This is a genomic window from Janthinobacterium sp. TB1-E2, assembly GCF_036885605.1.
Lineage (GTDB): Bacteria > Pseudomonadota > Gammaproteobacteria > Burkholderiales > Burkholderiaceae_D > Janthinobacterium > Janthinobacterium aestuarii.
Window position 1 is genome coordinate 2,712,405 of the sequence record NZ_CP142523.1, and the last position, 23,224, is coordinate 2,735,628.

Annotated in this window: 21 protein-coding genes; 15 read left to right on the forward strand and 6 right to left on the reverse strand. The window is 63.9% G+C overall.

Features of this window, described 5'->3' with window-relative positions:
* Positions 1-32 precede the first annotated feature (32 nt).
* The 9 genes from OPV09_RS12340 to bla all read left to right on the forward strand — a co-directional run bounded on the left by OPV09_RS12340 (position 33) and on the right by bla (position 9,409).
* Positions 33-629, forward strand: coding sequence for an SCO family protein (locus OPV09_RS12340; protein ID WP_034757529.1), 597 nt, complete (start codon positions 33-35; stop codon positions 627-629).
* A 19-nt stretch (positions 630-648) separates the two neighbouring features.
* Positions 649-1,119, forward strand: coding sequence for a copper chaperone PCu(A)C (locus tag OPV09_RS12345; protein WP_072454615.1), 471 nt, complete (start codon positions 649-651; stop codon positions 1,117-1,119).
* A 121-nt stretch (positions 1,120-1,240) separates the two neighbouring features.
* Positions 1,241-1,915 (forward strand): CerR family C-terminal domain-containing protein, encoded by a 675-nt coding sequence (locus OPV09_RS12350; RefSeq protein WP_072454614.1) that lies wholly within the window; start codon positions 1,241-1,243, stop codon positions 1,913-1,915.
* Positions 1,912-3,120 carry a multidrug effflux MFS transporter gene (locus OPV09_RS12355; protein ID WP_338681921.1) on the forward strand — a complete coding sequence of 403 codons (1,209 nt, stop codon included), beginning with the start codon at positions 1,912-1,914 and terminating at the stop codon, positions 3,118-3,120. Before OPV09_RS12350 ends, OPV09_RS12355 begins: the two co-directional genes overlap by 4 nt.
* Positions 3,121-3,241: 121 nt before the next feature.
* Positions 3,242-4,588 carry a DUF3422 domain-containing protein gene (locus OPV09_RS12360; RefSeq protein WP_338681923.1) on the forward strand — a complete coding sequence of 449 codons (1,347 nt, stop codon included), beginning with the start codon at positions 3,242-3,244 and terminating at the stop codon, positions 4,586-4,588.
* A 73-nt stretch (positions 4,589-4,661) separates the two neighbouring features.
* Positions 4,662-6,182, forward strand: coding sequence for a hypothetical protein (locus OPV09_RS12365; RefSeq protein WP_338682419.1), 1,521 nt, complete (start codon positions 4,662-4,664; stop codon positions 6,180-6,182).
* Positions 6,183-6,243: 61 nt separating this feature from the next.
* Complete coding sequence (locus tag OPV09_RS12370; protein ID WP_034757543.1) at positions 6,244-6,636, forward strand: BlaI/MecI/CopY family transcriptional regulator; 393 nt, start codon at positions 6,244-6,246, stop codon at positions 6,634-6,636.
* Positions 6,633-8,390, forward strand: a complete 1,758-nt coding sequence (locus tag OPV09_RS12375) for a M56 family metallopeptidase (RefSeq protein WP_338681925.1) — start codon at positions 6,633-6,635, stop codon at positions 8,388-8,390. The genes OPV09_RS12370 and OPV09_RS12375 overlap by 4 nt, the downstream gene beginning before the upstream one ends.
* A gap of 56 nt (positions 8,391-8,446) precedes the next feature.
* A complete protein-coding gene (bla, locus tag OPV09_RS12380) occupies positions 8,447-9,409 on the forward strand; it encodes a subclass B3 metallo-beta-lactamase (protein ID WP_338681927.1) in 963 nt (320 codons plus the stop codon).
* Between the two features lie 5 nt (positions 9,410-9,414).
* Here the strand turns inward: bla and OPV09_RS12385 are convergent, their stop codons facing one another.
* Positions 9,415-9,738, reverse strand: coding sequence for a tetratricopeptide repeat protein (locus OPV09_RS12385; RefSeq protein WP_338681929.1), 324 nt, complete (start codon positions 9,736-9,738; stop codon positions 9,415-9,417).
* A 71-nt stretch (positions 9,739-9,809) separates the two neighbouring features.
* Positions 9,810-10,796 (reverse strand): zinc-dependent alcohol dehydrogenase family protein, encoded by a 987-nt coding sequence (locus tag OPV09_RS12390; protein ID WP_338681931.1) that lies wholly within the window; start codon positions 10,794-10,796, stop codon positions 9,810-9,812.
* A 119-nt stretch (positions 10,797-10,915) separates the two neighbouring features.
* On the opposite strand from OPV09_RS12390, the gene OPV09_RS12395 reads away from it, so the two are divergent.
* From OPV09_RS12395 to OPV09_RS12405, 3 genes are all read left to right on the forward strand, one after another.
* Positions 10,916-11,836 carry a LysR family transcriptional regulator gene (locus OPV09_RS12395; RefSeq protein ID WP_338681933.1) on the forward strand — a complete coding sequence of 307 codons (921 nt, stop codon included), beginning with the start codon at positions 10,916-10,918 and terminating at the stop codon, positions 11,834-11,836.
* Between the two features lie 55 nt (positions 11,837-11,891).
* Positions 11,892-13,982 (forward strand): TonB-dependent siderophore receptor, encoded by a 2,091-nt coding sequence (locus tag OPV09_RS12400; protein ID WP_338681934.1) that lies wholly within the window; start codon positions 11,892-11,894, stop codon positions 13,980-13,982.
* Positions 13,983-14,160: 178 nt separating this feature from the next.
* Entirely contained in the window at positions 14,161-15,324 is a 1,164-nt protein-coding gene (locus OPV09_RS12405) for a DUF1624 domain-containing protein (RefSeq protein WP_338681936.1), read from the forward strand.
* A gap of 6 nt (positions 15,325-15,330) precedes the next feature.
* Here OPV09_RS12405 and OPV09_RS12410 read toward each other — a convergent pair whose 3' ends face one another.
* From OPV09_RS12410 to OPV09_RS12420, 3 genes are all read right to left on the reverse strand, one after another.
* Positions 15,331-17,202, reverse strand: coding sequence for a hypothetical protein (locus OPV09_RS12410; protein ID WP_338681937.1), 1,872 nt, complete (start codon positions 17,200-17,202; stop codon positions 15,331-15,333).
* Between the two features lie 105 nt (positions 17,203-17,307).
* Positions 17,308-17,838, reverse strand: a complete 531-nt coding sequence (locus OPV09_RS12415) for an isochorismatase family protein (protein WP_219328351.1) — start codon at positions 17,836-17,838, stop codon at positions 17,308-17,310.
* A 50-nt stretch (positions 17,839-17,888) separates the two neighbouring features.
* Positions 17,889-18,806 carry a LysR family transcriptional regulator gene (locus OPV09_RS12420; RefSeq protein WP_034757572.1) on the reverse strand — a complete coding sequence of 306 codons (918 nt, stop codon included), beginning with the start codon at positions 18,804-18,806 and terminating at the stop codon, positions 17,889-17,891.
* Between the two features lie 122 nt (positions 18,807-18,928).
* On the opposite strand from OPV09_RS12420, the gene OPV09_RS12425 reads away from it, so the two are divergent.
* The 3 genes from OPV09_RS12425 to mmsB all read left to right on the forward strand — a co-directional run bounded on the left by OPV09_RS12425 (position 18,929) and on the right by mmsB (position 22,714).
* Entirely contained in the window at positions 18,929-20,143 is a 1,215-nt protein-coding gene (locus tag OPV09_RS12425) for an ABC transporter substrate-binding protein (protein WP_338681938.1), read from the forward strand.
* 152 nt (positions 20,144-20,295) lie between these two features.
* Positions 20,296-21,810: a CoA-acylating methylmalonate-semialdehyde dehydrogenase gene (locus OPV09_RS12430; protein WP_219311272.1), complete on the forward strand. Its 1,515-nt coding sequence runs from the start codon at positions 20,296-20,298 to the stop codon at positions 21,808-21,810.
* Positions 21,811-21,820: 10 nt separating this feature from the next.
* Positions 21,821-22,714 carry a 3-hydroxyisobutyrate dehydrogenase gene (gene mmsB / locus OPV09_RS12435; protein WP_338681939.1) on the forward strand — a complete coding sequence of 298 codons (894 nt, stop codon included), beginning with the start codon at positions 21,821-21,823 and terminating at the stop codon, positions 22,712-22,714.
* On the opposite strand, the gene OPV09_RS12440 is transcribed toward mmsB, so the two are convergent.
* Positions 22,711-23,103, reverse strand: a complete 393-nt coding sequence (locus tag OPV09_RS12440) for a DUF1090 family protein (RefSeq protein ID WP_338681940.1) — start codon at positions 23,101-23,103, stop codon at positions 22,711-22,713. The genes mmsB and OPV09_RS12440 overlap by 4 nt on opposite strands.
* Positions 23,104-23,224: the final 121 nt, after the last annotated feature.

The window sequence follows — 23,224 nt, forward strand, 5'->3', positions numbered from 1 at the left end:
GTATCCACTACGCCCATCGGGCCGGAATTATCATGAAACGTCGTCTTTTCCTTCTCGCCGGCACGGCGGGATTGCTTACGCTTGCCGCTTGCGAACCAGCGCCGAAACCCCATTACAACGGTCTTGACTTGACGGGAGGCGATTACAAGCCCGACTTCAAGTTGAGCGGCCCCGACGGCAAGGTGTACACCCTGGCCGACTTCAAGGGCAAATATGTGATGGTCTTCTTTGGCTTCACGCAATGCCCGGACGTGTGCCCGACAGCCCTGTCGCGCGCGCTGGAAATCCGCCAGAAGCTGGGGCCGGACGCTGATAAGCTGCAAGTGATCTTCATCAGCATCGACCCCGAGCGCGATACGCCAGAGTTGCTGGGTGAATACATGCGCGCCTTCGACCCCAGCTTCCTCGGCTTGCGCACAGACCCGAAGAACACGGCGCAGACGGCCTTCAATTACAAGGTCTTCTACCGCCGTGTACCGAGCGGCAGTTCGTACACGATGGACCACACGGCCATCAGCTATGTGCTCGATACGGAAGGGCGCATGCGCCTGGGCTTGAAACACCAGCTGACGGGCGACGAGTGCGTGCAGGACATCAAGACCCTGATGAAATCGAAATACACCTTATAACCATCGCGAGGAAATAATCATGACCCATCTGAAAACCCTGCTGGCCACGGCCCTGGCCGTGCTGTCCTTCTCCGCCGCTGCCCAGACGTCCGTGCAGATCACCGACCCGTGGGTGCGCGCCACCGTGCCGCAGCAAAAAGCCACGGGCGCCTTCATGCAGATCACGGCGCCGAAAGCGATGCGTTTGCTGGAAGTTCGCTCGTCCGTGGCCGGCGTGGCGGAAATCCATGAAATGAGCATGGCGGACAATATGATGCGCATGCGCCAGGTCAAGGAAATCGCTTTGCCAGCCGGCAAAGCGGTCGAGCTGAAGCCGGGCGGCTACCACGTCATGCTGCTGGACCTGAAAGGACAAGTAAAGGCGGGCGACAAGATTCCGCTGACCCTCGTCGTCGAAGGCGAGGACAAGCGCCGTGAAACCATCGAAGTCAATGCCGTGGCCCGTCCGCTGGGCGCCACCTCGGCCCCGATGCCGGCGATGAAGCACTGATCGCCATCATTCTGACCAGAAGCCCGGTGCGCCGGGCTTTTTTGCGCCCGCCTGAAAGTTAAACGGTTGTTTGATATAATTCCGCACAATATTAAACAGCTGTTTAAATGATGGGAATGGCATGACGCAAGACAAGGGAAACGAAAGAGAAAGCGAACCGGCGCGCGCGCGCATCCTGCAAGCGGCGGTCCAGCTGTTTGCCGATGAGGGCTACAAGCTCGCGTCCGTGCGCAGGATCTGCGAGGCGGCCCACGTCAACGTGGCGATGGTCAATTACTATTTTCATGGCAAGGAAGAGCTGTATCTGGCTGCCTTCGACCATGCGCGCGAACTGGCGCGCGCCTCGGCTGCGGACGTGGCCGCCGCCAGCGCGCAGGCGCAGCTGCCGTCCGTGGAACAGTTGCGCCTGGCTATCGAGGCGCTCGTCTCCGACATGCTGCGCTCCGGTTCCGCATCCCTGTTCAGCCGCCTGGTGGCGCGCGAACTGATCGAGCCGACGGCGGCCATCCACAAGCTGGCCGAGCGCAATGTGCGGCCGCAGCATGCGCTGTTCACTCGCCTGATCCGTGGCGTAGTGGGGCCGGCCCTGTCCGACGACGTGGTGCAGAAATGCGTGTTCAGCGTGATTGGGCAGGTGGTGTTCTATGCCCGTTCGCGCATCGTGCATGAGCTGGTGGTACCTGAAATCACCTATGACGAAGCGGGCATCGCCGATATCGCCCGGCATGTCGCCGCGTTTTCGCTGGCGGCCCTCGACGGCTTGCGCCGCCAGCATGTTACGCAGGAGCTTGCATGAAGACCAGAAACCTGACTCTCGTGCTGGCCGGGCTGGCCATGCTGGGCCCGTTCGCCACCGATACCTTCTTGCCGTCGTTTCCCGCAATCGGCACGCATTTCGACGTCAGCAGCGTGCTGGTGCAGCAGACCCTGAGCATCTACCTGGCCGCCTATGCCTTCATGACCTTGTTCTACGGCACCTTGTCCGACTCGTTTGGCCGCCGTCCCGTGATCCTCGCTTCCCTGCTGATCTTTGCGGCCGGCTCCATCGGTGCCGCGTTCGCGCCCAGCTTTGGCTGGCTGCTGTTCTTCCGCGGCATGCAGGGCGCCTCGGCCGGGGCGGGCAGGGTGATCGGCCAAGCCATCGTGCGCGACAGCCTGTCGGGCGCGGCCGCGCAAAAGATGCTGGCCAATATCATGATGGTGTTCGGCATCGCGCCCGCCATCGCCCCCATTATCGGCGGCTGGCTGCATGTGGCCTACGGCTGGCAATCGACGTTCGTGTTCACTTTTTCCGTCACCGTGCTGCTGTTGCTGGCCTGCCTGAAAGGCTTGCCGGAAAGTTTGGCTGTCGAGCAACGCCAATCTTTTCACCCAGGCAACATCGCGCGCAATTACTGGCTGGCCTTGCGCCATCGGGCGTTCCTGCTGCGTTCGCTGGCCGTGGCCTTCGCCTTTGGCGGCTTCGCCCTGTACATCGCGTCGGCACCGCATTTTATTTTGGAACTGCTGCACCTGCCGGAAACGGCGTTTGGCTGGATGTTCATCCCCATGGTGGCCGGTCTTGTGCTGGGTTCTGCGCTGTCGGGCAGGCTGGCCCACGCGGTGAAAAGCACCGTGCTGGTGCGCTGGGGCTTGCTGGCCATGGCGGCCACGGGCGCGCTCAATATTGCTTACAACCACTGGTTCGCGGCCAGCATCCCTTTCGCCGTCGTGCCCGTGATGCTGTATGCGTTCGGCATGTCGCTGGCCTTGCCGGGCATGACCATGTCGACGCTCGACATATTCCCGCAGATGCGGGGCCTGGCCGCCTCCTTGCAAAACTTCGTGCAAATGCTGGTGTTTGCGCTGGTGTCCGGTTTTGTCGCACCATTGCTGTTCGACAGCGCATTCAAGCTGGCGCTGGGGCAAGCCTCGGCCGTGGTGCTGGCCGCGTTTTTCTGGTGGCTGGGTACGCGCCAGACCGCAGCGCACGGTGCTACCGGGGTTGCCAAAGCGGCATGAGCGGGGTTTGAAAAGGTAGGCATGCTTCCTGCTTTGTTACACTGTGACAATCAGACCCCTGCTGCGGCAGCGCAGCACCCGCGTGGGTCTAAGCAGTTTTGCAACTTTACCTTTGGCTATCATGCACTTGATTAACTCCAGTTTGAACCACGCCTTGCGCGTGCCGCTGGCTGCGGAAATCCACTCGCGGCCGTTTTTACAACTCGATGCCCCCGAGCTGATCACCCATCTGGCCGTGTATAAAGATGACAGCGCGGCGCCCGGTGCGTCGAATATGGCGGCCCAGCACGCCACCTTGGCGGCCCTGTGTACGCATTTCGGCGTCACGCCCCCTAGCACCGAAGCCAAGTATTTTTATTACGACTTTGGCCGCTTCCGCCTGAAATGGGAATGCCACACGGAATTTGCCACGTTTACCTTTGCCGAGCATCCTGGTGCCGCCTTGCCCCTGGAAAAGGCATTCGAGCGCATGCCGCTGGAGCAATTGCCGCAGCAGTGGCTGGTGGGCTTGAAGGGCAAGCTGATGGTGGCGGCCCACGTGGTGCTCGAGCAGGCGACCGAGCCTGCCGAGATCTTCATGCAGGGCTTGTCGCGCGTGTTCGAGGGCAATACCCTGGCCGGCAGCAAAGTATTGCAGGGCGGAGAGTTGTGGACGGATTTCACGATCCAGTCCGACGGTTTCAGCCGTTTCGTCATCCGCGACGCGGGCATGCGCTCGCAGCAGTCGGGCCGATTGGTACAGCGCGTGCTGGAAATCGAAACCTACCGCATGATGGCCTTGCTGGGCTTGCCCTACGCCATGCAGGCGGCGCCATCGCTGAACGCCATCGAAAACGAACTGGCGACCCTGGCCGCCGCCATGGTCGACACGGACGACGCACCGGGCCTGGCCAAGACGGACGACGGCGTCTCCGAGCAAGGCTTGCTCGACCGCATCACGCGCCTGGCCGCCCGCATTGAAAAGCTGTCACTCGACAATAGCTACCGTTTTTCCGCCTCGAAAGCCTACATGGGCCTCGTCAAGGCGCGCATCGACGAGTTGCGCGAAGTGCGTATCGAAGGCATCCCGACGGTCGAGGAATTCATGGACCGCCGCCTGACGCCGGCCATGAATACATGCGAAGCGATGGCCAGCCGCCAGGAAGCGATGGCGCAGCGCATTGCCAACACGAATGACTTGCTGCGCACGCGCGTTGGCATCGTGCAGGAATTGCAGAACCGGCAAATCCTGCAATCGATGAACGCGCGCGCGGCACAGCAGCTGCGCTTGCAGCAAGCGGTGGAAGGCCTGTCGGTTGCCGCCATTTCCTATTATGTGATCGGCCTGTTCAGCTACACGGGCAAGGCGGCCAAGGTGATGGGGCTGCCCGTGAATCCGGAAATCCTCGTCGGTGCCCTGGTGCCGTTCGTGGCGGCCGCCGTCTGGCTGGGCCTGCGCCGCATGCACCACAAGCTGCACGCGGACTGAACAGGACGACGCTGCGCTGTCATATTTGCTATCTTTCAACATTCGACCGTCAGGTGTTTTGAAAGGAAGTTGCGTGCTACCGAATGTTGGCGATGTTTACAGTGTGTTTTCGTCCGAGCTGCAGCAGTATGTGGCTTGCCAGGTCACCCGCATCAAGGATGCGTCCTCGTCCAGGCCCGTAGCTGCCGTGCTGGAGCTGGACTGGACCGGCGACGCCTTGCCCGATGCGGCGGCCGTGCAAGCCATGCGGCCGCTGCTGTGCGACTATTTCTTCTGGAATAATCGCCACGACCACTGCTATGCCACGGCAAACGTGCCGCCTGGCCATACCCTCGTGGGCAATATCGCGCCGCTGGTCGATGTGGAAGTCAACAGCTACCGCAGCGGCTGGAACGTGGGCGACAGCGTGCTGCGCCAGCGCAACTGGGAGCGCATCGACCCGTTGCGGCGCCAGCAATTCAAGGCCGCGTCGGACGAGCGTGAAGTAACCGTCGGCGGCCAGGTCTTGCGGCAGGACGCGACGAAAATCGATGACAGCGTCTTGCAGGCGCTGGGCGACATATCCGAGCTGGAGCAACTGCCTTGCCTGATGTCGATCGAGACCTGCGAAGGCACGCAAGCCTTGATCGAGTTTATCCAGGGCAACCCCTTCATCAATGAGCTGCAGTGGCAGTCATCGACGGTGCATGCGCTCGATTTCAGCGGCAGCGGCTTGAGCCGGCTGATCCTGCAACCCGATGGCGTTACCAGCCTGGTCTTGAACAAAGGCTTGAGCCTGCTCGCGTTGCGCGGCGCGCCATCGCCGGCGCTGCGCATCGACGATGGCGCCGATGGCCGCCATCTGACACTGCAGTGCACGCAGACGCTGCCGCCGTTCCACGGCATCGAGCAACTGGGCGGCCTGTCGCTGGTCAGCATGAAAGAGGTCGACCTGGCGCAAGTGGCGCGGCGATTTCCCCATCTGACGGCATTGCGTATCTGGGGCAAGCCGGGGCTGGCGTCGCACATGGCCAGCCTGGCGCAACTGAGCCAGCTGCGGATGTTCACCGCCTATGACCTGTTCGGTTACACGGCGGAGGAGTTTCCATCGGCCACGCAATTGCCGCAGCTATCGGCCTTGTGGCTGACCAGCTTGCCCGCCGATGTGGCCAAGGCCATCAAGGCCGGCTACAAGAGGGCGGCGGCGCTGGGACTGGACTTGTCGGTGACCAAGGCGCGCAAGCCGGAATGGCTGGCGGACAACCTGCTCAACCCCTTCCGCGACTGGGATGGCCGCGAACATATTTCTCCTGCGTATGCGAAAAAGGCGGCGCTGGCCTACAAGAACATGCTGGCCGTGACGCGCGGCATCGATGCCGCCATGGACGCGACGGCGGCTGCCGCCGCGCTGGAGGCGATGGTCGCCGCCTATGTCGATGTATTCAACAAGATCGAGCAGCGCGCGAGCATCATCGAGACGGTCGAGCGCGAGGAAATCTACTCGGTGCTGGCGGAGCTGCTGGTGCAGCTGCGGCAGCAATTGGGCGGGCAGGGGGCGGCGCTCGTCGATGAGGCGGCGTTGCTGGACTTGTTCGACCGCTTGCGCGAATTTTAGTTTTTCACGAGCTAGAAAAAAAGTTCTAGACATCGAGTTCTAGAATCGGTATTCTGGCGGCATGTTAAAAAATACCTCCACTCCCCATCCCACGGCCGCCGAACTGGACCTGCTGCGCATCTTGTGGCAGCGCGGTCCGTCCGACGCCCGCGCCGTGTATGACGCCCTGGCCGCCGAGCGCGCCGACGCCAGTTACGCCACCGTGCTGCGCCAATTGCAGCTGATGCATGGCAAGGGCTTGCTGAGCCGCGATGAAAGCCAGCGTCCCCAGCTGTATGCGGCCGTCGAAGCGCAGGAAAAGTTACAGACCAGCTTGCTCAAGGACTTGATCGGCAAGGTGTTTTCCGGTTCCGGCAAGGCGCTCGTGCTGACGGCGCTGCGCGAGCACGTGAGCGACGCGGAACGCTTGGAAATTGAAAAAATCCTGCGCAGCAAGGACGGCGGCGCGCCATGAACCTGGACATGGGCTTGGGCGTTGAGTTGGGCAAGCTTGTCCCTGCGCTGGGCTGGGTGCTGCTGTATTTTGTCTGGCAGGGCGTGATCGTCGGCGCCGTTTCCGCCGTCCTGCTGTGGCTGCTGCGCGACGCCAGCGCGCGCTGGCGCTATGCCGTCTGCGCGCTGGCCCTAGTGCTGTGCCTGTGTATTCCCTCGCTCCACCTGCTGTCTCTGCTGGTCGGCACATCGCCAGCCCAGCTGCCGGTGGACGCGCCGCCCGCCTGGCGCGCCGCGCTGCAAGCGTGGATGCCGGCCCTGGTGCTGGCCTGGAGCGCCGGCGTCGGCCTGATGAGCTTGCGGCTGTGCCTGGGCTTGGCGTGGGTCGGCAAGCTGCGCCGCCAGGCCGTGGCCGCCCCGGCCATCTGGCAGGCGCGCCTCGATGCGCTGGCCCTGCGCATGGGCTTGCACCGGCGGCCGCCGCTCAAGCTGCATGCGGGCCTGGCCAGTCCTGTGACGGTAGGCTTTTGGCGCCCCGTCATCCTGCTGCCGGCCGCCTTGCTGAGCGGCATGCCCGTCGCCTTGCTCGAAGCGCTGCTGGCGCATGAACTGGCCCACGTGCGGCGCTGGGATTACCTGGTCAACCTGCTGCAAAGCGTGGCCGAGGCACTGCTGTTTTTTCACCCTGTCGTCTGGTGGCTGTCGGCGCGCATGCGGGCCGAGCGCGAACAGGTGGCCGATGCCCTGGCTGCGCAAGCGCTGCAGGATCCGCAGCGGCTGGCCACGGCGCTGCATGCCTTGTCCCTGCAGACGGCGGCGCCGCAGCACTCCGGCTTGCTGATGTCGGCCCGGGGCGGGGCGTTGCTCACGCGCATAGAACGCTTGATGGCGCCCGGCCTTGACACCGGCAGCTGGAAGATGGCCGTGCCCGCATTGCTGCTGGCTTGCGCCACCTTGCTGCTGCAGACGCAAGGCAAGCCCGAAGTCAGCGGGGCGACCCTGGCTGAAGCCGCCGCCGGCATGCTGGACTTGCCCGTCAGCGCCAAACACATGCTGGTGTTCGATGACGCCAGCGGCAAGGTGCTGATGGCGAAAGACGCGGACGCCGTCGTGCCCATCGCCTCGATCACCAAGCTGATGACGGCCATGGTGGTGCTCGACGCGGGGCAGGATCATGATGAGCAGGTACGCATCGTGCGCGCCGATGGCGAGGCGTCCTTGCAGCGCCACAGCCTGCTGGCCGATGGCGTGGCCGTGTCGCGCGGCGCGCTGTTGCAACTGGCGCTGCTGCCGTCCGAAAACCGCGCCGCCGCCGCGCTGGCGCGCACCTATCCGGGCGGCAGCGCGGCTTTTAATGACGCCTTGCAAGCGAAGATCCGCAGCCTGGGCTTGCGCCACACCACCTTGCTGGACCCCGTCGGCAGTTCGCCCGCGAATACGTCCACGGCCAGCGAGGTGGCGAAGATCGTCGCGGCCGCCGCGCGCTATCCGGACATCGCGCGCATCACCAGCCACCCGCAAGCGAGCGTGGCCGTCAATGGCAAGACACGTACCTTGCACAACACCAACCCGCTTGTCGGTGGCAAGGGCTGGGACATTGTGCTGTCCAAGACGGGCAGCAGCCACGAGGCGGGCAGCTGCCTGAGCATGCGCATGCGCAGCGGCGGCAAGCACGTCACCGTGGTACTGCTGGACGCCGATGGCGCACAGCGCCGCTCGCTCGACGCGGGACACATCCGCGACACCCTGGCCGACAGGACCGGCCGCATGCATTGATACCCCCCCCGGGCGCGCCAGTGCGGGCGCCCTTTTTTTACACTCTGGAGATGAAGATGACACTATTGGCGAAGTTGATGCTGGCTACGGTTGCGACCATGGCGGCTGGTACGGGGCAGGCGAAGACGCCGGCGACTGTGCAGGATAAACCGGTTAATTGCGACAATTGCAAGGAATGGAACGCGCCCGTCAAGCCGTTCAATGTCTTTGGCAATACCTGGTATGTGGGCACGGCCGGCCTGTCGGCCGTGCTGGTGACGAGTCCGCAAGGCCATATCCTGCTCGATGGCGCGCTGCCGCAATCGGCGCCGTTGATCATCGCAAACATCAAGGGGCTGGGCTTTCGCATCGAGGACGTGAAATACATCCTCAATTCCCACGCGCATTGGGACCATGCGGGCGGCATTGCCGCGCTGCAGCGGGCCAGCGGCGCCACCGTGATGGCCAGCGCGGCGGCCGCCCCCGTGCTGCAAAGCGGCACCAATGGCAAGGACGATCCGCAATACCAGGCCGATCCCGTCGTGCATGTGGCCAAGGTAAGCAAGGTCAGCCTGGTGGGTGAGGGCGATACCGTCAAGGTTGGACCGTTGACCCTGACTGCCCACATGACGCCGGGCCACACCCCCGGCGGCACGACGTGGACGTGGACGTCATGCGAAGGCCAGCGCTGCCTGGACGTCGTGTATGCGGATAGCTTGAACCCATATGCGAGCGGCGATTTCCGTTATACGGGCAAAGGCGCGGGCAAAGGCGGCACGCCCGATATTTCGGCCTCGTTCGAAGCGAGCATCGCCAAGGTGGCTGCCTTGCCATGCGACATCATCATCCCCGTGCATCCGGGTACGACCGACGTGCTGGGCAAGGCCGCCAGGCGCAGCGGATCGGACAATCCCCTGATCGACGCCAGCGCCTGCCGCGCCTATGCGGCCGAAGCGGGCGGCTTGCTGGCCAAGCGCCTGGCGAAAGAGCGGGGCGCGCCTGCGCCTCTCGACGCCAAGGGCGCGGCGCACGCGCATTAAGTTTTTTACTCTGCCGCCTGGCGCTGTTTGTGCAGGCGTTTGACGAACACCGTCATTTCCTTGACGGCTTGCAGGTCGCCTTGCTGCTGGGCCACTGTCACGCCGGTGGTCCACGCGGCCTGCGCTTCGTCCAGCCGGCCCAGCTGGTGCAAGGCCTTGCCCAGCAGTTTCCAGGCGGCGGAATAGCCGGGCTGCTGCACGGTGGCTTGCGCCAGGTGCAGGGCTGCTTGTTCGGCGTCATGGTCTTTCAGGCAGGCATCTCCCAGGCCAAAGCGCAGCAGCGCGTTGTCGCGCCCCTGCGCCAGCAGTTTTTCCAGCTTTTCACGCATCAAGAGCTCCGTTAATATGCAAGTTTATTCTTGCATATTAACGTTTCCTCTTGCAAGTAACAAGCCCGCGTTCAATCCCGCACCTCCACCACCAGCTTGCCGCGCGCGCTGCCGTCGATTTGCGCCGCGTGCGCATCGTGCGCCGTGTGCAAGGTAAAGCGGCGTGGATCGAGCCGCACCTGCAGCTTGCCCGCCTCGATCAGCTTGTTGGCTTCGCGCAGGATGGCGCCATGGCGCGCATGATGCTCACCGCTCAACAGGGGCAGCAGGGTGAACACGCCCGAGTACGTTGCCGCGCGCGCCGTCAGCGGGCTCAGCGCGAACGTGCCCCAGCCGAGGCAGCTGACGACGTGGCCGCCGTATAGGCGTGCCGCCTGGAAGCTGGCGTCCAGGGTGGCGCCGCCCACCGTGTCGTAGACGATGTCGAAGCCGGCGCCGCCCGTATGTTCGGCCACGTAGTCGTCCACCGTGCTGGTCCGGTAATCGATGAAACGGGCGCCCAGCGCTTCGATGGCATCGCGGCTGGCGGCGCTGCCCGTGGCAAACACCGTGGCGCCAAGGGCGACGGCGAGCTGCACGGCCATGTGGCCCACGCCGCCCGCGCCACCATGCACGAGCACACTGTCGCCCACCTTCACGTGGGCACGATCGACCAATCCTTCCCAGGCCGTGATGAAGACGAGGGGCAGGGCGGCTGCTTCGCGCATGCTCAGCCCAAGCGGCACGGGCGCCAGCAGCGCGGCGTCAAAGACGCCGTACTCGGCCAGCGAGCCCTGGATGCCGCCGATGCCGCCCGCCATGCCATACACTGTTGCGCCAACGTGAAAAGTCGTCACGCCATCGCCGACGGCCTCCACCGTGCCGGCCACGTCGATGCCGAGGATGGCGGGCAGGCTGGGCCGGGCGTGCGGGGCGGCGCCGGCCGCGATTTTCGTGTCGAGCGGATTGACACCGCTGGCGGCGATACGCACGAGGACTTGCCCGGGACCGGGCTGCGGCACGGGCAGGTGTGCGATGCTCATAGGGGCGGCAAAGCTGGTGAGGACGAGGGCTTGCATGGGATTCTCCTGTGGTTGATGCTTCAGTCTAGGCGGCGATGGCGCAAAGAAAAACAGGGCGCGGCCCCATGCACTATTTCGATATCGTGGATAATAATAGGCAAACGGGAGGGGAATGCATGGACAGGCTGGAAGCGATGCAGGTGTTTTGCGCCGTGGTCGAGGCGGGCGGCTTCAGCAAGGCGGCGCAGCGCCTGGGCATCTCGACCTCATCCGTGACGAACCAGGTGGCGGCGCTGGAAAAACACTTCGGCGTGCGCCTTTTGCAGCGCACCACGCGCAGCATGTCGCTGACGGCCGAAGGCCGGCAATGCCACGCGCAGGCGCGCCAGATGCTGGCCGATATGGCGGCGCTGGAGTCCAGTCTTGAACAAGCGGCCGGGAAACCATCGGGCAGCTTGCGCGTGGATATGCCCAGCAGCATCAGCCGCAACCTCGTGGCGCCCGCCTTGCCCCGCTTTATGGCCGCCTATCCCGACATTTCCCTGCGCCTGACCGTCAGCGACCGCCTGGTCGACATGGTGGAAGAGGGCATCGACGTGATGCTGCGCATCGGCGAACCGCAGGATTCGTCGCTGGTCGCGCGCAGCCTGCTGAACATGGATTATCTGTGCTGTGCCTCGCCCGCCTTTGTCTCCCGGCATGGCCTGCCGCGCACGCCGCAGGAGCTGGACCAGTTTGCCTGCCTGCATTTCCTGTATCCGAAATCGCGCCAGGTGCGGCCTTGGCTGTTCCAGGCCAAGGCTGGAGAGGAGGGCGACGCGGCATATGCGCATACGCCGCCGGCCGCCCTGGCCTTCGACCATATCGAATCGATGATTGCCGCCGCCCAGGCCGGCTGCGGTATCGTGCAGGCGTTGTCCGTTTCCGTGCTGCAGCCGCTGCGTGAAGGCAGCCTCGTGGCCGTGCTGCAACCGTTCCGCACGCGGGGGCCGGACCTGTGGGCGCTGTTCCATCCGCGTCAGCTGCGCGCGGCCAAGGTGCAGGTGTTCGTGGAGTTTTTGACGCAGATGTTTGATGAAGGCTTTAATGGGAATTGATTATCAATTATAATGCAAGCCTATTGCATTGAATTGCCCATTGTCAGGAATCCCCATGTCCGTGTTTTTACGCCGCCCCGTGGCGCTCTTGCTGGCCGCCGCCAGCCCCTGGTCACTGGCAGTCGATGGTGCGCAGGCTGATGACGTCGTTACCGTCAAGGCCGAGCGCCAGCATTACCGCAGCCTGTCGGCCACAGGCGCCACCAAGACGGACGCCTTGCTGATGGACTTGCCGCAAAGCGTGCGCGTGCTGACCGGCGACCTGCTGCGCGACGCGGGCGTGACGACCCTGGCCGGCGCGCTGGACCTGGCCAGCGGTATTTCCAAACAAAGCCCGCTGGGCGGCCTGTGGGACAGCTACGCCATGCGCGGCTTTACGGGCGACCCGAATTTCGGTTCCGACTACATGGTCAACGGTTTCAGTTCCAGCCGCGGCTACAACGGCATGCGTGACGGCGGCAATACGCAGGCAGTGGAAGTACTGAAAGGTCCTGCGTCGGCCCTGTACGGGCGGGGCGAACCGGGCGGTACGGTGAACATCACGACGAAAAAGCCGAAGTTCGCGCCGGAATACAGCGCCGATGTCTCGCTCGGCAGCTTCCAGACGCGCCGCGCCGCCGTCGACTTGACGGGACCCTTGAGCGGCACCATCGCCTACCGCCTGAACGCGGCGCATGAAGCAGGGCACAGCTTCCGCGATACGGTGAAAGTCGAGCGCAGCCTGTTTTCGCCGTCCTTCCTCTGGCTGGTGGGCGAGCATACGACGGTGTCGTATGAAATCGAGGCCGTGCGGCAGCGCGCGCCGTTCGACCGCGGCGTCGTCGCCGTAAATGGCCAGCTGGGACTTGTCCCCGTGTCACGCTTTCTGGGCGAACCTGGCGACGGTCCCATGACGGTCAAGTCGCTGGGGCAGCAGCTGTTCATCCACCACGCCTTGTCCGACGACTGGACGGTGCAGGCGGGCGCGTCCTACCGCGACAGCGAATTGAGCGGCTATTCGACCGAGGCGAGCAAGCTGCTGGCCGATGGCCGCACCCTGCAACGCCAGCGCCGCCACCGCGATTTCTCGGCCACCGACGTGTCGGCACGCGTTGAAGTGCTGGGCAAGTTCAGGACGGGCGTGCTGGCGCACGAAGTGCTGGCCGGCGTCGACGCCTATCATTTCGACGACCACCGGGTGCAGCTGCGCCGCAATCCCTCGGCCGCGAATGCCTATGCCATCGATATTTTCAATCCCGTGTACGGCGGCAAGGCCGATCCGCTGGCCCTGTCCATCGATACGCAGGAAGGGCAAAGGGCGCGCGGCCTGTATGCGCAGGACCAGATCGACCTCGGTGCGCAATGGAAGGCGCTGGTTGGCGTGCGCCACGATACGTACACGCAGGACGTGACGAATAATCGCCTGCAGGTGAGCAACCGCCAGTCGCTGTCGGCCACCAGCCCGCGCGCGGGCCTCGTCTACCAGCCGACGAAAGCGTGGTCGCTGTATGCGAGCGCGGCCAAGGGTTTCCGGCCCAACAGCGGCATCAGCATAGCCAACCAGGCGTTCCCGGCCGAGCGCAGCCGCTCGTATGAGCTGGGTGCCAAGCTGGAAACGGGCAAGCTGACGGGCACCGTGGCCGTGTACGACATCCGCAAGAGCAATGTGCTGACGACCAATCCCGCCAACACGGACTTCGCCATCGCGGCGGGCGAGGTGGGCAGCCGGGGCCTGGAGCTCGACGTGTCGGGCGAAATGGCGCGCGGCTTGCGCGTCTCGGGCGCCTATGCCTACACCAACGCCACCGTCACGCGCGGCGACAATACGATCGTGACGGGCAGCCGCTTCGCCAACGTGCCACGCCACAGCGGCAATCTGCTGGCCACGCAGCAATTCGCGCTGGGTACGGGCACGGCCAGCGTGGGCGGCGGCGTGCAATATGTGGGCGAGCGCCTGGGCGACGTCGCCGTCAGCAGCAAATTTACCTTGCCGGCCTACACGACGGCCAAACTGCTGGCATCGTATTCTCCCAACGCCAAACTGCGCCTGGCGCTGAACGTGGAAAACCTGTTCAACCGCAGCTACTATGCGAGTTCCTATAGCCAGCTGTGGGTGGCGCCGGGGGCGGAGCGTATGGTGACGTTGAATGCGCATTACAGGTTTTAACGGTGGCACTCTGTACATGCCACAGAATTGTTTGAACCCAGCAGCGTAGAGCCGGGGTCAGTTCCTTCGGAATCGGAATGCGCCCCACTGGGGCGTATTCCCCCGGCGGGTCTGACCCCAGTTTTTGCCTGTGGGCTGAAATAACACTGTCGACTCACTAAAGTTTTTACATCAACCAATGACCGCTCCCCTGACTTCCCCCGCCACCCTGCGCGCCCGCATTGCCGTCATCGACGTCATGCGTGGCCTCGTCATGCTGATCATGCTGTTCGACCATGTGCGCGAAACGTTCTTTCTGCATCACCAGGTCAGCGACCCGATGGATGCTGCCCACGTCGACCCGGCCCTGTTCTTCACGCGCCTGGCCGCCCACGTATGCGCGCCCATGTTCGTCTTTTTGACGGGTTTGTCGGCCTGGCTGTATGCGCATCCGGCCGCCGGTCCGCGCAGTGCTACCGGCTTTTTGTTCAAGCGGGGCTTGCTGCTCGTCGTGCTGGAACTGGTGTTCGTCAACTTTGCCTGGATGGGCACTTTCACGCCGGCGATCCTGTATCTGCAGGTGATCTGGGTCATCGGTCTGGCCATGATGGCGCTGGCCGTGCTGCACAAGCTGCCGTTGAAAGTGCTGGTCGTGCTGGGCGTGGCGATTATCGCCGGCCAGCATTTGTTTACCTGGCTGCACGCGGAAGAGGGCAGCCTTGGCTACTATCTGCTGACGGTGCTGCTGCAACGCGGTTATCTGGTCGCCGATGGCGCCATGAAAATCAAGGTCAGCTATCCGCTGCTGCCGTGGATAGGCGTGATCGTGCTCGGCTATGCGGCTGGCCCCCTGTATGCTCGCGGGCTGTCTGCCGAAGGACGGCGTCGCCTGCTGCTGGCGCTGGGCGGCGGCAGTTTGCTGCTGCTGGCTGTGCTGCGCGGCTTCAATCTCTATGGCGAAACTTTGCCGTGGGTGGCCGGCGACACGGCCTTGCGCACGGCCATGAGCGTGCTGAACTTCACCAAGTATCCGCCGTCGCTGGATTTCCTGCTGTTTACCCTGGGCCTGGGCTTGCTGGGCATGGCCTGGCTGGAAAGCGTCGATAACTGGTTTACGCGCGCTTGCGCCACCTTTGGCGGCGCGCCCATGTTCTATTATTTGCTGCACCTGTATCTGCTGCTGGCCATCGGCATCACCTTGACGGCTGTGCTGGGCGCCAATCACGGCAACCGTTATGGCGTCGAGCACATCTGGCAGGTGTGGCTGATCGCGCTGGCCCTGATGCCCGTGCTGTATTTCCCTTGCCGCGCGTTCGCCAATTACAAGCGCACCTCGAAGCAGGCCTGGGTGCGCTACTTCTAAGCTCGCCTATTTGCAGTAGAGGCGGTCAATGCTGTGCGGCGATGCCAGGTAATGCCGCGTCTGCCAACCGATGGCCACCCGGTAGGCGCACGGCGGATCGAGCGCCACGTTGACGGGGAAGCCGCCATTGTTGCCCGACAGGTGAGGCCCGCCCGCGCCGCCACGGAACAGATAGTTGCTGGACGGTGGTGGCGGCGTGAAGCTGGCGGCCGGCAGCGGTGGCGGCGGATGCGTAATGCCGTTGTTGTTGGAAATCGTGACATTGAAAAAGCGCAGATGCGGGTGGTCGATCGTGTACAGGATATGCACGAGGCCGCCCGCGATGGGATTGCAGGCATTGCTGCGCAACTCTTCCAGGTCCAGCGCCACGATGACGGGCGAGTTGTCGAAGACGATGGAATCGAGCCCGTCCGTGGCCACCAGCGCCAGGCTGATGCCGTCGCGCACTTCGAAGCCCAGGCGGTAGCGGCGTATCGGTTCGCTTTCGGCCGCCGTCAGGCTGCGGCCCGCGTCGAGGATGGGCAAGCCGCCCGGCAGCTTGGCCGGATGCAAGCTCGTGATGGCCGGCGTATTCACGGTCAGCAAGTCAAAGGTGCGCAGGAAGATGCTGGGCGCCACGTTGACGATGGCTGTCGTGCCGTCGCGCATGTCCACGGTGACGGGCTTGCCGTCCACCCGTATCCAGCCGCCCGGTTTCAGATCGCCCGCATCGATGATGACGGGCGCCGAATCGCCGAGGCCCAGCCCGTTCGTATAGAACACATAGCCGACGTGCGTGCCGAGGATTTGCGTCAACGGCGCCAGGCTGGCGGGCGCGACCGGGGGGATGGCCGTCGGGTCGTCGCTGCCGCCGGGCCAGGACCATTCGCCGATGAGGAAACGGTATTCGAGCGGGTTCGCGGGCATGGCGCTGTTGCGCAGCGGGCAATTGCCCTTCAGGGTGACGCCGCCGGCGAATACATACGAGGCGCCGGGGCCGCCCGCATAGCCTTGCGCGGAAAAACCGGCCAGCGAGGGAAACGGGTGGATGTCGAAGATTTCCACCTGCTGCCAGTGAGGCACGCCTTCCACGTCCGGCGGCAAGACTTCTTTCGAGCACAATTCCACGCAGAAACAGTGACCCACGTTTTCGCGGCCCGGCTGGCGGCCGTTGGCCTGCGTTTCCGACAGAATGATCACGCTGCCCAGTTGCGCCGTGAAATACACATCGGGCCCGCTGGCAAATTCCACGTTAATGAACGGAGAGAAAGGCGTCAAGGTGAAGTCCGACGTCAGGTAATCGATGCGGAAGCGCCCGCTGGCGTCCGTCACCGCGACGCCGAGCGCATCGTCCTGCAGCCAGTCGGCGTCGAAGGCCCGCACGGTGGCGCCGGCGATGGGCGCGTGGGGAGCGTCGCAGGTGCGCAGCCGGCCGCAGATGGTCCAGGCGCCGAAGCGGGCGCGCACCAGGCACCAGAAGCGTTGCGGCAGGCAATAGTCCCAGATGGCGAGGAAGTCGTTCTCGACCTGGCGCCAGCGGGGCTGGATGGTGGTGATGGAAAACTGCAGCGGCACGGGGTCTTTCGGCCCCGGTTTCAGCCGCGGCACGGTAGGGCACAGGATATCGACTTCCACGGCCTCGCCCTGGTAATCGCCGTCCAGGGTGAAACTGTAGTTGCCGTCCTCGTCCGTGCGCGCTTCCGCCAGCAGGAACGGCGCTTTCGCCTGCACTTCCTCGTCGGTGAGGATGGCGAAGGTTTCCTTGGCGCTGGCCATGGCCAGGGCCGTGACGTTTTGCGACTCGCGCGGCCGGTACAGGCGCACGATGACGTGGGACAAGGCTTCAGGACACTCGACACAGATCAAGCCGCATAGCTTGCCTCGCAGGATATAGGCCATGATGGCTCCCTTGCTGATGTGGACGGCGCGCCGCCCGGAATGGCGGCGCTGTTACCAAGCTAGCAAATGGGCAGCAGTCGGGCTTGATCCTGCGTAAAAGTATGGCTATTTGATCAGCGCCAATACCTCGCGGAAACGCGGGTGCTTGCAGTCGCGCAGCCATTCGAAGGCCAGCATCTCCACCGTCACCAGATGGGCGCCCAGCTTGCCCAGGCGGGCCAGCGCCGCGTCGCGGCTGGCTCCCTGGCGCGAACCGACGGCGTCGATGGCGATGATCACTTCGTAGCCCAGTTCCAGCAGGCCGATGGCCGTCTGCAGCATGCACACATGGGCTTCGCACCCCGTGACGATGATCTGTTTGCGCCCGGCGGGCAGCATCTGCTGCAAGCCATCAAAACAGGCGCCGAAATGCGTCTTGTGCAAGGTCCGTTCGCACAGGGCGGCGATCTCTTCCACGTTCGGCCCCAATCCCTGGCGGTTCTGTTCCGTGCCCAGCACGGGCACGTCGAGCAGGCGGGCGATCTTTGCCAGGCGCAGGTTTTGCGCCAGCACGAGGCCCGCATCGTGGATGGCCGGCATCAGGCGGCCTTGCAGGTCGACAATGACCAGTACGGCCTGGTTCGCATCCATCAGCATGGCGTTCTCCTTATTAGTATGTGGCGACAGTGTAGCGCGCGGCAGCGTGCTCAAGCTGGCCAGCTGGGCGTGGCCGTTTCGCCCATCAGGTAGGCGTGGTTCAAATCGATGGCGCTGCGCAGGTAGTTCCACAGGGCGCTGACCCTGGCGATATTGCGCCGCTCGCTCGGCGAGATCATCCAGAAGGCGCGCAGCAGGTCGATCTCGCCGTCGAGCACGGGCACCAGTTCGTTCGACTGCTGGGCCACGAAGCAGGGCAAGATCGCCAGCGCCTGGCCCGCGCGCGCCGCGTGGTACTGGGCGATGACGCTGGTGCTGCGAAACGCGCGCAGGGAATCGGGCGCCACGTTGTCCATGTAGCGCAGTTCCGAACTGAAGACCAGGTCGTCCACGTAGCCGATGATCGGGTGCTGCGCCAGTTGCGCCACGCTGGTGATCGGTGCGTGGCGCGCCAGGTAGGCTGGCGTGGCGTACAGTTTCAACCGGTAGTCCGATAATTTGGTCACCACATACGGGCCGGACAGGGGGCGCTCGATGGAAATGGCCACGTCCGCCTCGCGCTTGGACAGGCTGACGAAACGGGGCACGGCGATCAGGTCCACGCTGATGTGCGGGTAGCGGCCGCAAAACTGTGCCAGGTGGGGCGCCAGCACGATGGCGCCGAAGCCCTCGGTGGCGCCCAGGCGCACCTGGCCCGACAGCAGCCGGTTGTGTTCACCCAATTCCTCGGTGGCGGCAAACACCGTGCTTTCCATTGTTTCCGCGTATTCCATCAGGCGGTGGCCCTCGGGCGTCAGCTGGTAGCCCACGTAGTTGCGGTCGAACAGCTGCGTGCCCACCTGCTCCTCGAACTTGCGCATGCGGCGCGACACGGTGGAGTGATCGATGCCCAGCTTTTTCGCCGCATCGACAAGGCCGGCGCTGCGCGTCAGTTCCAGGAAGACCCGTACATTGTCCCAATCGAGCATGGCAAACCCTCTCTGTGCATTTTTGCAAAGGAATTATGCATTAATTTCACTTGAGCGCATATTTTTACACATGCAGAATGCATCTACACATATAAGAAAAACCCATCCACCTGGAGACACGCATGAAAAAAACCGTTCTGGCCATGGGCGCGCTGGCGCTTACCCTGTCCTTTGGCGCGCACGCGCAGATTTCCGATGGCGTCGTCAAGGTCGGCATCCTGACCGACATGTCCGGCCCGTATTCGGCCATGGGCGGGCGCGGCTCCGTCGTCGCCAGCCAGATGGCCGTCGAGGATTGTTTGAAGGCCGAATGCAAGGGCATGAAGATCGAGATCCTGTCGGCCGACCACTTGAACAAGGCCGACATCGCCGCCTCGAAGGCGCGCGAATGGATAGACCGCGACAAGGTCGACGCCATCGCCGACCTGACCAATTCCTCGGTGGCCCTGTCCGTGCAAAAGCTGATGAAAGAAAAGGGCGGCATCGCCATGTTCAGCGGCCCCGCCACAGGACGCCTGACGAATGAAGACTGCTCGCCGAACGGCTTCCACTGGATGTTCGACACGTATTCGCAGGCGGCCGGCACGGCGGCGGCGCTGACCAAGCTGGGGCAAAAATCGTGGTACTTCGTCACCGTCGACTACGCGTTCGGCCACTCGCTGGAAAAGGATGCCAGCGACGTCGTCAAGCGCAGTGGCGGCACAGTCGTGGGCGCCGTGCGCCATCCGCTGAACGCGTCCGATTTCTCGTCCTTCCTGGTGCAGGCGCAAGGCTCGAAAGCGCAGGTGATCGGTCTGGCCAATGGCGGCGCGGACACGGTGTCTGCCATCAAGCAGGCGCGCGAATTCCGTATCGGCAGCGGCAAGGACCAGCGCCTGGCCGCCTTGCTCGTGTTCCTGTCCGACGTGCACGCGCTGGGGCTCGATACGGCCCAGGGCCTCGTCTACGCGGACGGTTTTTACTGGGATTACGACGACCGCAGCCGCGCGTTTGCCAAGCGCTTCGAAGCGCTCAACAAGGGCGCCAAGCCGACCATGGTGCAGGCGGGCGTGTATTCGAGCGTCTACCACTACCTGAAATCGGTGGCGGCCGCGAAGAGCGACGACTCGAAAATCGTCGCCCAGAAGATGCGCGAGCTGCCGATCAAGGATGCCGTCATGAACAACGCCTCGATCCGCCCCGACGGCCGCGTGATCCACGACATGTACCTGGTGCAGGTCAAAACCCCGGCCGAATCGAAAGGCGCGTGGGACTACCTGAAAGTGCTGTCGACCATTCCCGCCGACCAGGCGTTCAAGCCAATGGATGCGGCGGCGTGCAATTTGGTTAAAAAGTAATTTTAGTCTATCGACGGAGCAGCATAAGGCCGGGGTCAGTTCCTTCGGAATCGGAATTTCCCCCACTGGGGGAAATTCCCCCGCCGGGTCTGACCCCAGTACTCCGCTGCTCCGTCGAGTCCTATGAACATCGCACACCCGGAGCCTCAACCATGAACCAAGCCCTCACCCAAATCCCCGCCATCCCCCTGCACATCGCCGGCAAGCACCACGCTTCGACCAGCACCGAATGGCGCGACGTCATCAATCCGGCCACGCAGGAAATCGTCGCCAAGGTGCCGTTTTCCACGCCGGACGAAGTCAACCTGGCCGTCGCCACGGCCAAGGAGGCGTTCAAGACCTGGCGCAATACGCCGCTGGCGGCGCGCATGCGCATCATGCTCAAGTACCAGCACCTGATCCGCGAAAACATTGGTACTTTGGCCGAACTGATCACGCGCGAACACGGCAAGACTTTGCCCGACGCGGAAGGGGAGGTGATGCGCGGCCTGGAAGTGGTGGAGCACGCGTGCTCGATCGCCACCCTGCAGCTGGGCGAGATCGCGGAAAACGCGGCCACCGGCGTCGACGTGTACAACATCTACCAGCCGCTGGGCGTGGGCGCCGGCATCACGGCCTTCAATTTCCCGGTCATGCTGCCATGCTTCATGTTCCCGATCGCCATCGCCTGCGGCAATACCTTTGTATTGAAACCGTCGGAGCAGGATCCGTCCTCGTCGATGTATCTGGTTGAACTGATGTACCAGGCGGGCTTGCCGGCCGGCGTGCTGAATGTCGTGCATGGCGGCGCGGACGTCGTCAACATGCTGTGCGACCATCCCGACATCAAGGCCGTGTCCTTCATCGGTTCCACCCATGTGGGCACGCATGTGTATCGCCGCGCCAGCGAATCGGGCAAGCGCGCGCAATCGATGATGGGCGCGAAAAACCATTGCGTGGTGCTGGCCGACGCCAACAAGGAGCAGGCGATCAATAACCTGATCGGCGCCGCATTCGGCGCGGCCGGCCAGCGCTGCATGGCCAATTCCGTCGTGGTGCTGGTGGGCGAAGCCCGCTCCTGGCTGCCGGAAATCGTCGCCCGCTCGCAAGCGCTGAAAGTGGGGCCGGGCAGCGACCGCACGGCCGACCTGGGTCCGATGGTGTCGAAAGCGGCCATGCAGCGGGCGGAAAAACTGATACAGGCGGGCGTGGACGAAGGCGCGCAACTGCTGCTCGATGGCCGCGGTCACAAGGTGGCCGGCTATGAGGGCGGCAATTTCATGGGACCGACGATTTTCTCGAAGGTCGCCGCATCGAACTCCGTCTACACGCAGGAAATCTTCGGCCCCGCCATGTGCGTCGTCGAAACGGATACCCTGGACCAGGCCATCGCCTTCATCAACGCCAACCCGAATGGCAACGGCACGTCGATCTTCACCTCGTCCGGCTGGGCGGGGCGCAAATTCCAGAACGAGATCGACGTGGGGCAGGTGGGCATCAACGTGGCCATTCCCGTGCCCGTCGCCTACTTCAGTTTCACGGGCTCGCGCGCATCGAAACTGGGCGACCTGGGCCCGAACGGCAAGCAAGCCTTGTACTTCTGGACGCAGACCAAGACCGTCACGGCGCGCTGGTTCGCCCCGGACGATGGCGGCAGCGGCGTCAATACCACCATCTCGATGAAATAAGGAGGCCGCCATGGCGACCAATATCGTTTTCATCGGCCTGGGGAACATGGGACTGCCCATGGCGCAAAACCTCGTGCGGGCCGGCCATGCGGTGACGGGCTTTGACCTGGTCGCGGCCAGCGTGCGGCAGTTTGCCGATGGCGGCGGCCTGGTCTCCGATGACCAGGCGGCAGCGATAGGCCAGGCCGACATCGTCATCACCATGCTGCCGGCCAGCCGCCACGTGCTGGGCGCCTACCTTGGCGACGCGGGCATCCTGGCGCAGGCGCGGCCCGGCACCCTGCTGATCGACTGTTCGACGATTTCCACCGAGGCGGCGCGCCAGGTGGGCCGCGCGGCGCAGGAGCAGGGCATGCCCATGCTGGACGCGCCCGTTTCCGGCGGCACGGCGGGCGCCACCAACGGCACCCTGACCTTCATGGTGGGCGGCGAAGCCTCCGCGCTGGCGGCGGCGCGGCCCTATCTGGACGTCATGGGCAAGGCCATCTTCCATGCGGGCGGCTCGGGTTGCGGCCAGACGGTCAAGATCTGCAACAACATGCTGCTGGGGATACTCATGATCGGCACCAGCGAAGCGATACGCCTGGGCGTGGCCAATGGCCTGGACCCGAAGGTGGTGTCGGACGTGATGGCGAAAAGCTCGGGCCGCAACTGGACCCTGGACGTGTACAACCCGTGTCCCGGCGTGGCCGAAAACGTGCCCGCATCGCGCGGCTATACGGGCGGCTTTGGCGTCGATTTGATGCTGAAAGACCTGGGCCTGGCCATGGAAAGCGCGCTGGCCAGCGGAGCGAGCGTGCCGCTGGGCGCCTTGTCGCGCAATTTGTACAGTTTGCACAGCAAGGCGGGATCTGGCGCGCTGGACTTTTCCAGCATTTATCAGCTATTGGGCGATAAAGCTTAAGGTTGCTGTGCCTGCAGGGCGGTCAGTTCCGCCCTGGCTTTTTCCAGCTTGCCTTCCAGCTTGGCGATTTTCTTCGGCTGTTTATTGGCTTCCTGGGCCAGGCGCAGCGAACGCTCCGTCTGGTTCACCTTGGCCTGTGCCTTGACGATCTTCTTGTTGTGGCGTTCGACCAAGGTGCTGTCACGGCAGTGGGCATTGACTTCGTCGAGCGCGCGCGTGAGCCCCGCGACCTTGTCGGACAAGCCCTGTTCTTTGGCCTGGCGCAATTCGCTGCGGATGCTTTCGCGCTTGGCGGCGCAGCCGGCCAGCTGTGTGTCGGCGGCGCTGGCGGCTCCGCTTGCGGCGATGGCAAGGAGCAAGGTCAGGGCGGTTTTCGATAGATGGTTCATAGTGTTCCTGTATCAGTGGCGGGCCCGTGCAATGTAAGCCCGCCGGGGTGCCCTGTCAAACTTCCCGTACCGTGCGCGCCTTCCTGGCGCGGCATCGGCTACCATGCGTGTTTTCTTCTTT

What these genes read in the sequence shown, in the direction of transcription:
- OPV09_RS12340 (WP_034757529.1), top strand. Translation starts at nt 33, where the DNA reads ATGAAACGTCGTCTTTTCCTTCTCGCCGGCACGGCGGGATTGCTTACG.
- OPV09_RS12345 (WP_072454615.1), top strand. Translation starts at nt 649, where the DNA reads ATGACCCATCTGAAAACCCTGCTGGCCACGGCCCTGGCCGTGCTGTCC.
- OPV09_RS12350 (WP_072454614.1), top strand. Translation starts at nt 1,241, where the DNA reads ATGACGCAAGACAAGGGAAACGAAAGAGAAAGCGAACCGGCGCGCGCG.
- OPV09_RS12355 (WP_338681921.1), top strand. Translation starts at nt 1,912, where the DNA reads ATGAAGACCAGAAACCTGACTCTCGTGCTGGCCGGGCTGGCCATGCTG.
- OPV09_RS12360 (WP_338681923.1), top strand. Translation starts at nt 3,242, where the DNA reads ATGCACTTGATTAACTCCAGTTTGAACCACGCCTTGCGCGTGCCGCTG.
- OPV09_RS12370 (WP_034757543.1), top strand. Translation starts at nt 6,244, where the DNA reads ATGTTAAAAAATACCTCCACTCCCCATCCCACGGCCGCCGAACTGGAC.
- OPV09_RS12375 (WP_338681925.1), top strand. Translation starts at nt 6,633, where the DNA reads ATGAACCTGGACATGGGCTTGGGCGTTGAGTTGGGCAAGCTTGTCCCT.
- bla (WP_338681927.1), top strand. Translation starts at nt 8,447, where the DNA reads ATGACACTATTGGCGAAGTTGATGCTGGCTACGGTTGCGACCATGGCG.
- OPV09_RS12385 (WP_338681929.1), bottom strand. Translation starts at nt 9,738, where the DNA reads ATGCGTGAAAAGCTGGAAAAACTGCTGGCGCAGGGGCGCGACAACGCG.
- OPV09_RS12390 (WP_338681931.1), bottom strand. Translation starts at nt 10,796, where the DNA reads ATGCAAGCCCTCGTCCTCACCAGCTTTGCCGCCCCTATGAGCATCGCA.
- OPV09_RS12395 (WP_338681933.1), top strand. Translation starts at nt 10,916, where the DNA reads ATGGACAGGCTGGAAGCGATGCAGGTGTTTTGCGCCGTGGTCGAGGCG.
- OPV09_RS12400 (WP_338681934.1), top strand. Translation starts at nt 11,892, where the DNA reads ATGTCCGTGTTTTTACGCCGCCCCGTGGCGCTCTTGCTGGCCGCCGCC.
- OPV09_RS12405 (WP_338681936.1), top strand. Translation starts at nt 14,161, where the DNA reads ATGACCGCTCCCCTGACTTCCCCCGCCACCCTGCGCGCCCGCATTGCC.
- OPV09_RS12410 (WP_338681937.1), bottom strand. Translation starts at nt 17,202, where the DNA reads ATGGCCTATATCCTGCGAGGCAAGCTATGCGGCTTGATCTGTGTCGAG.
- OPV09_RS12415 (WP_219328351.1), bottom strand. Translation starts at nt 17,838, where the DNA reads ATGCTGATGGATGCGAACCAGGCCGTACTGGTCATTGTCGACCTGCAA.
- OPV09_RS12420 (WP_034757572.1), bottom strand. Translation starts at nt 18,806, where the DNA reads ATGCTCGATTGGGACAATGTACGGGTCTTCCTGGAACTGACGCGCAGC.
- OPV09_RS12425 (WP_338681938.1), top strand. Translation starts at nt 18,929, where the DNA reads ATGAAAAAAACCGTTCTGGCCATGGGCGCGCTGGCGCTTACCCTGTCC.
- OPV09_RS12430 (WP_219311272.1), top strand. Translation starts at nt 20,296, where the DNA reads ATGAACCAAGCCCTCACCCAAATCCCCGCCATCCCCCTGCACATCGCC.
- mmsB (WP_338681939.1), top strand. Translation starts at nt 21,821, where the DNA reads ATGGCGACCAATATCGTTTTCATCGGCCTGGGGAACATGGGACTGCCC.
- OPV09_RS12440 (WP_338681940.1), bottom strand. Translation starts at nt 23,103, where the DNA reads ATGAACCATCTATCGAAAACCGCCCTGACCTTGCTCCTTGCCATCGCC.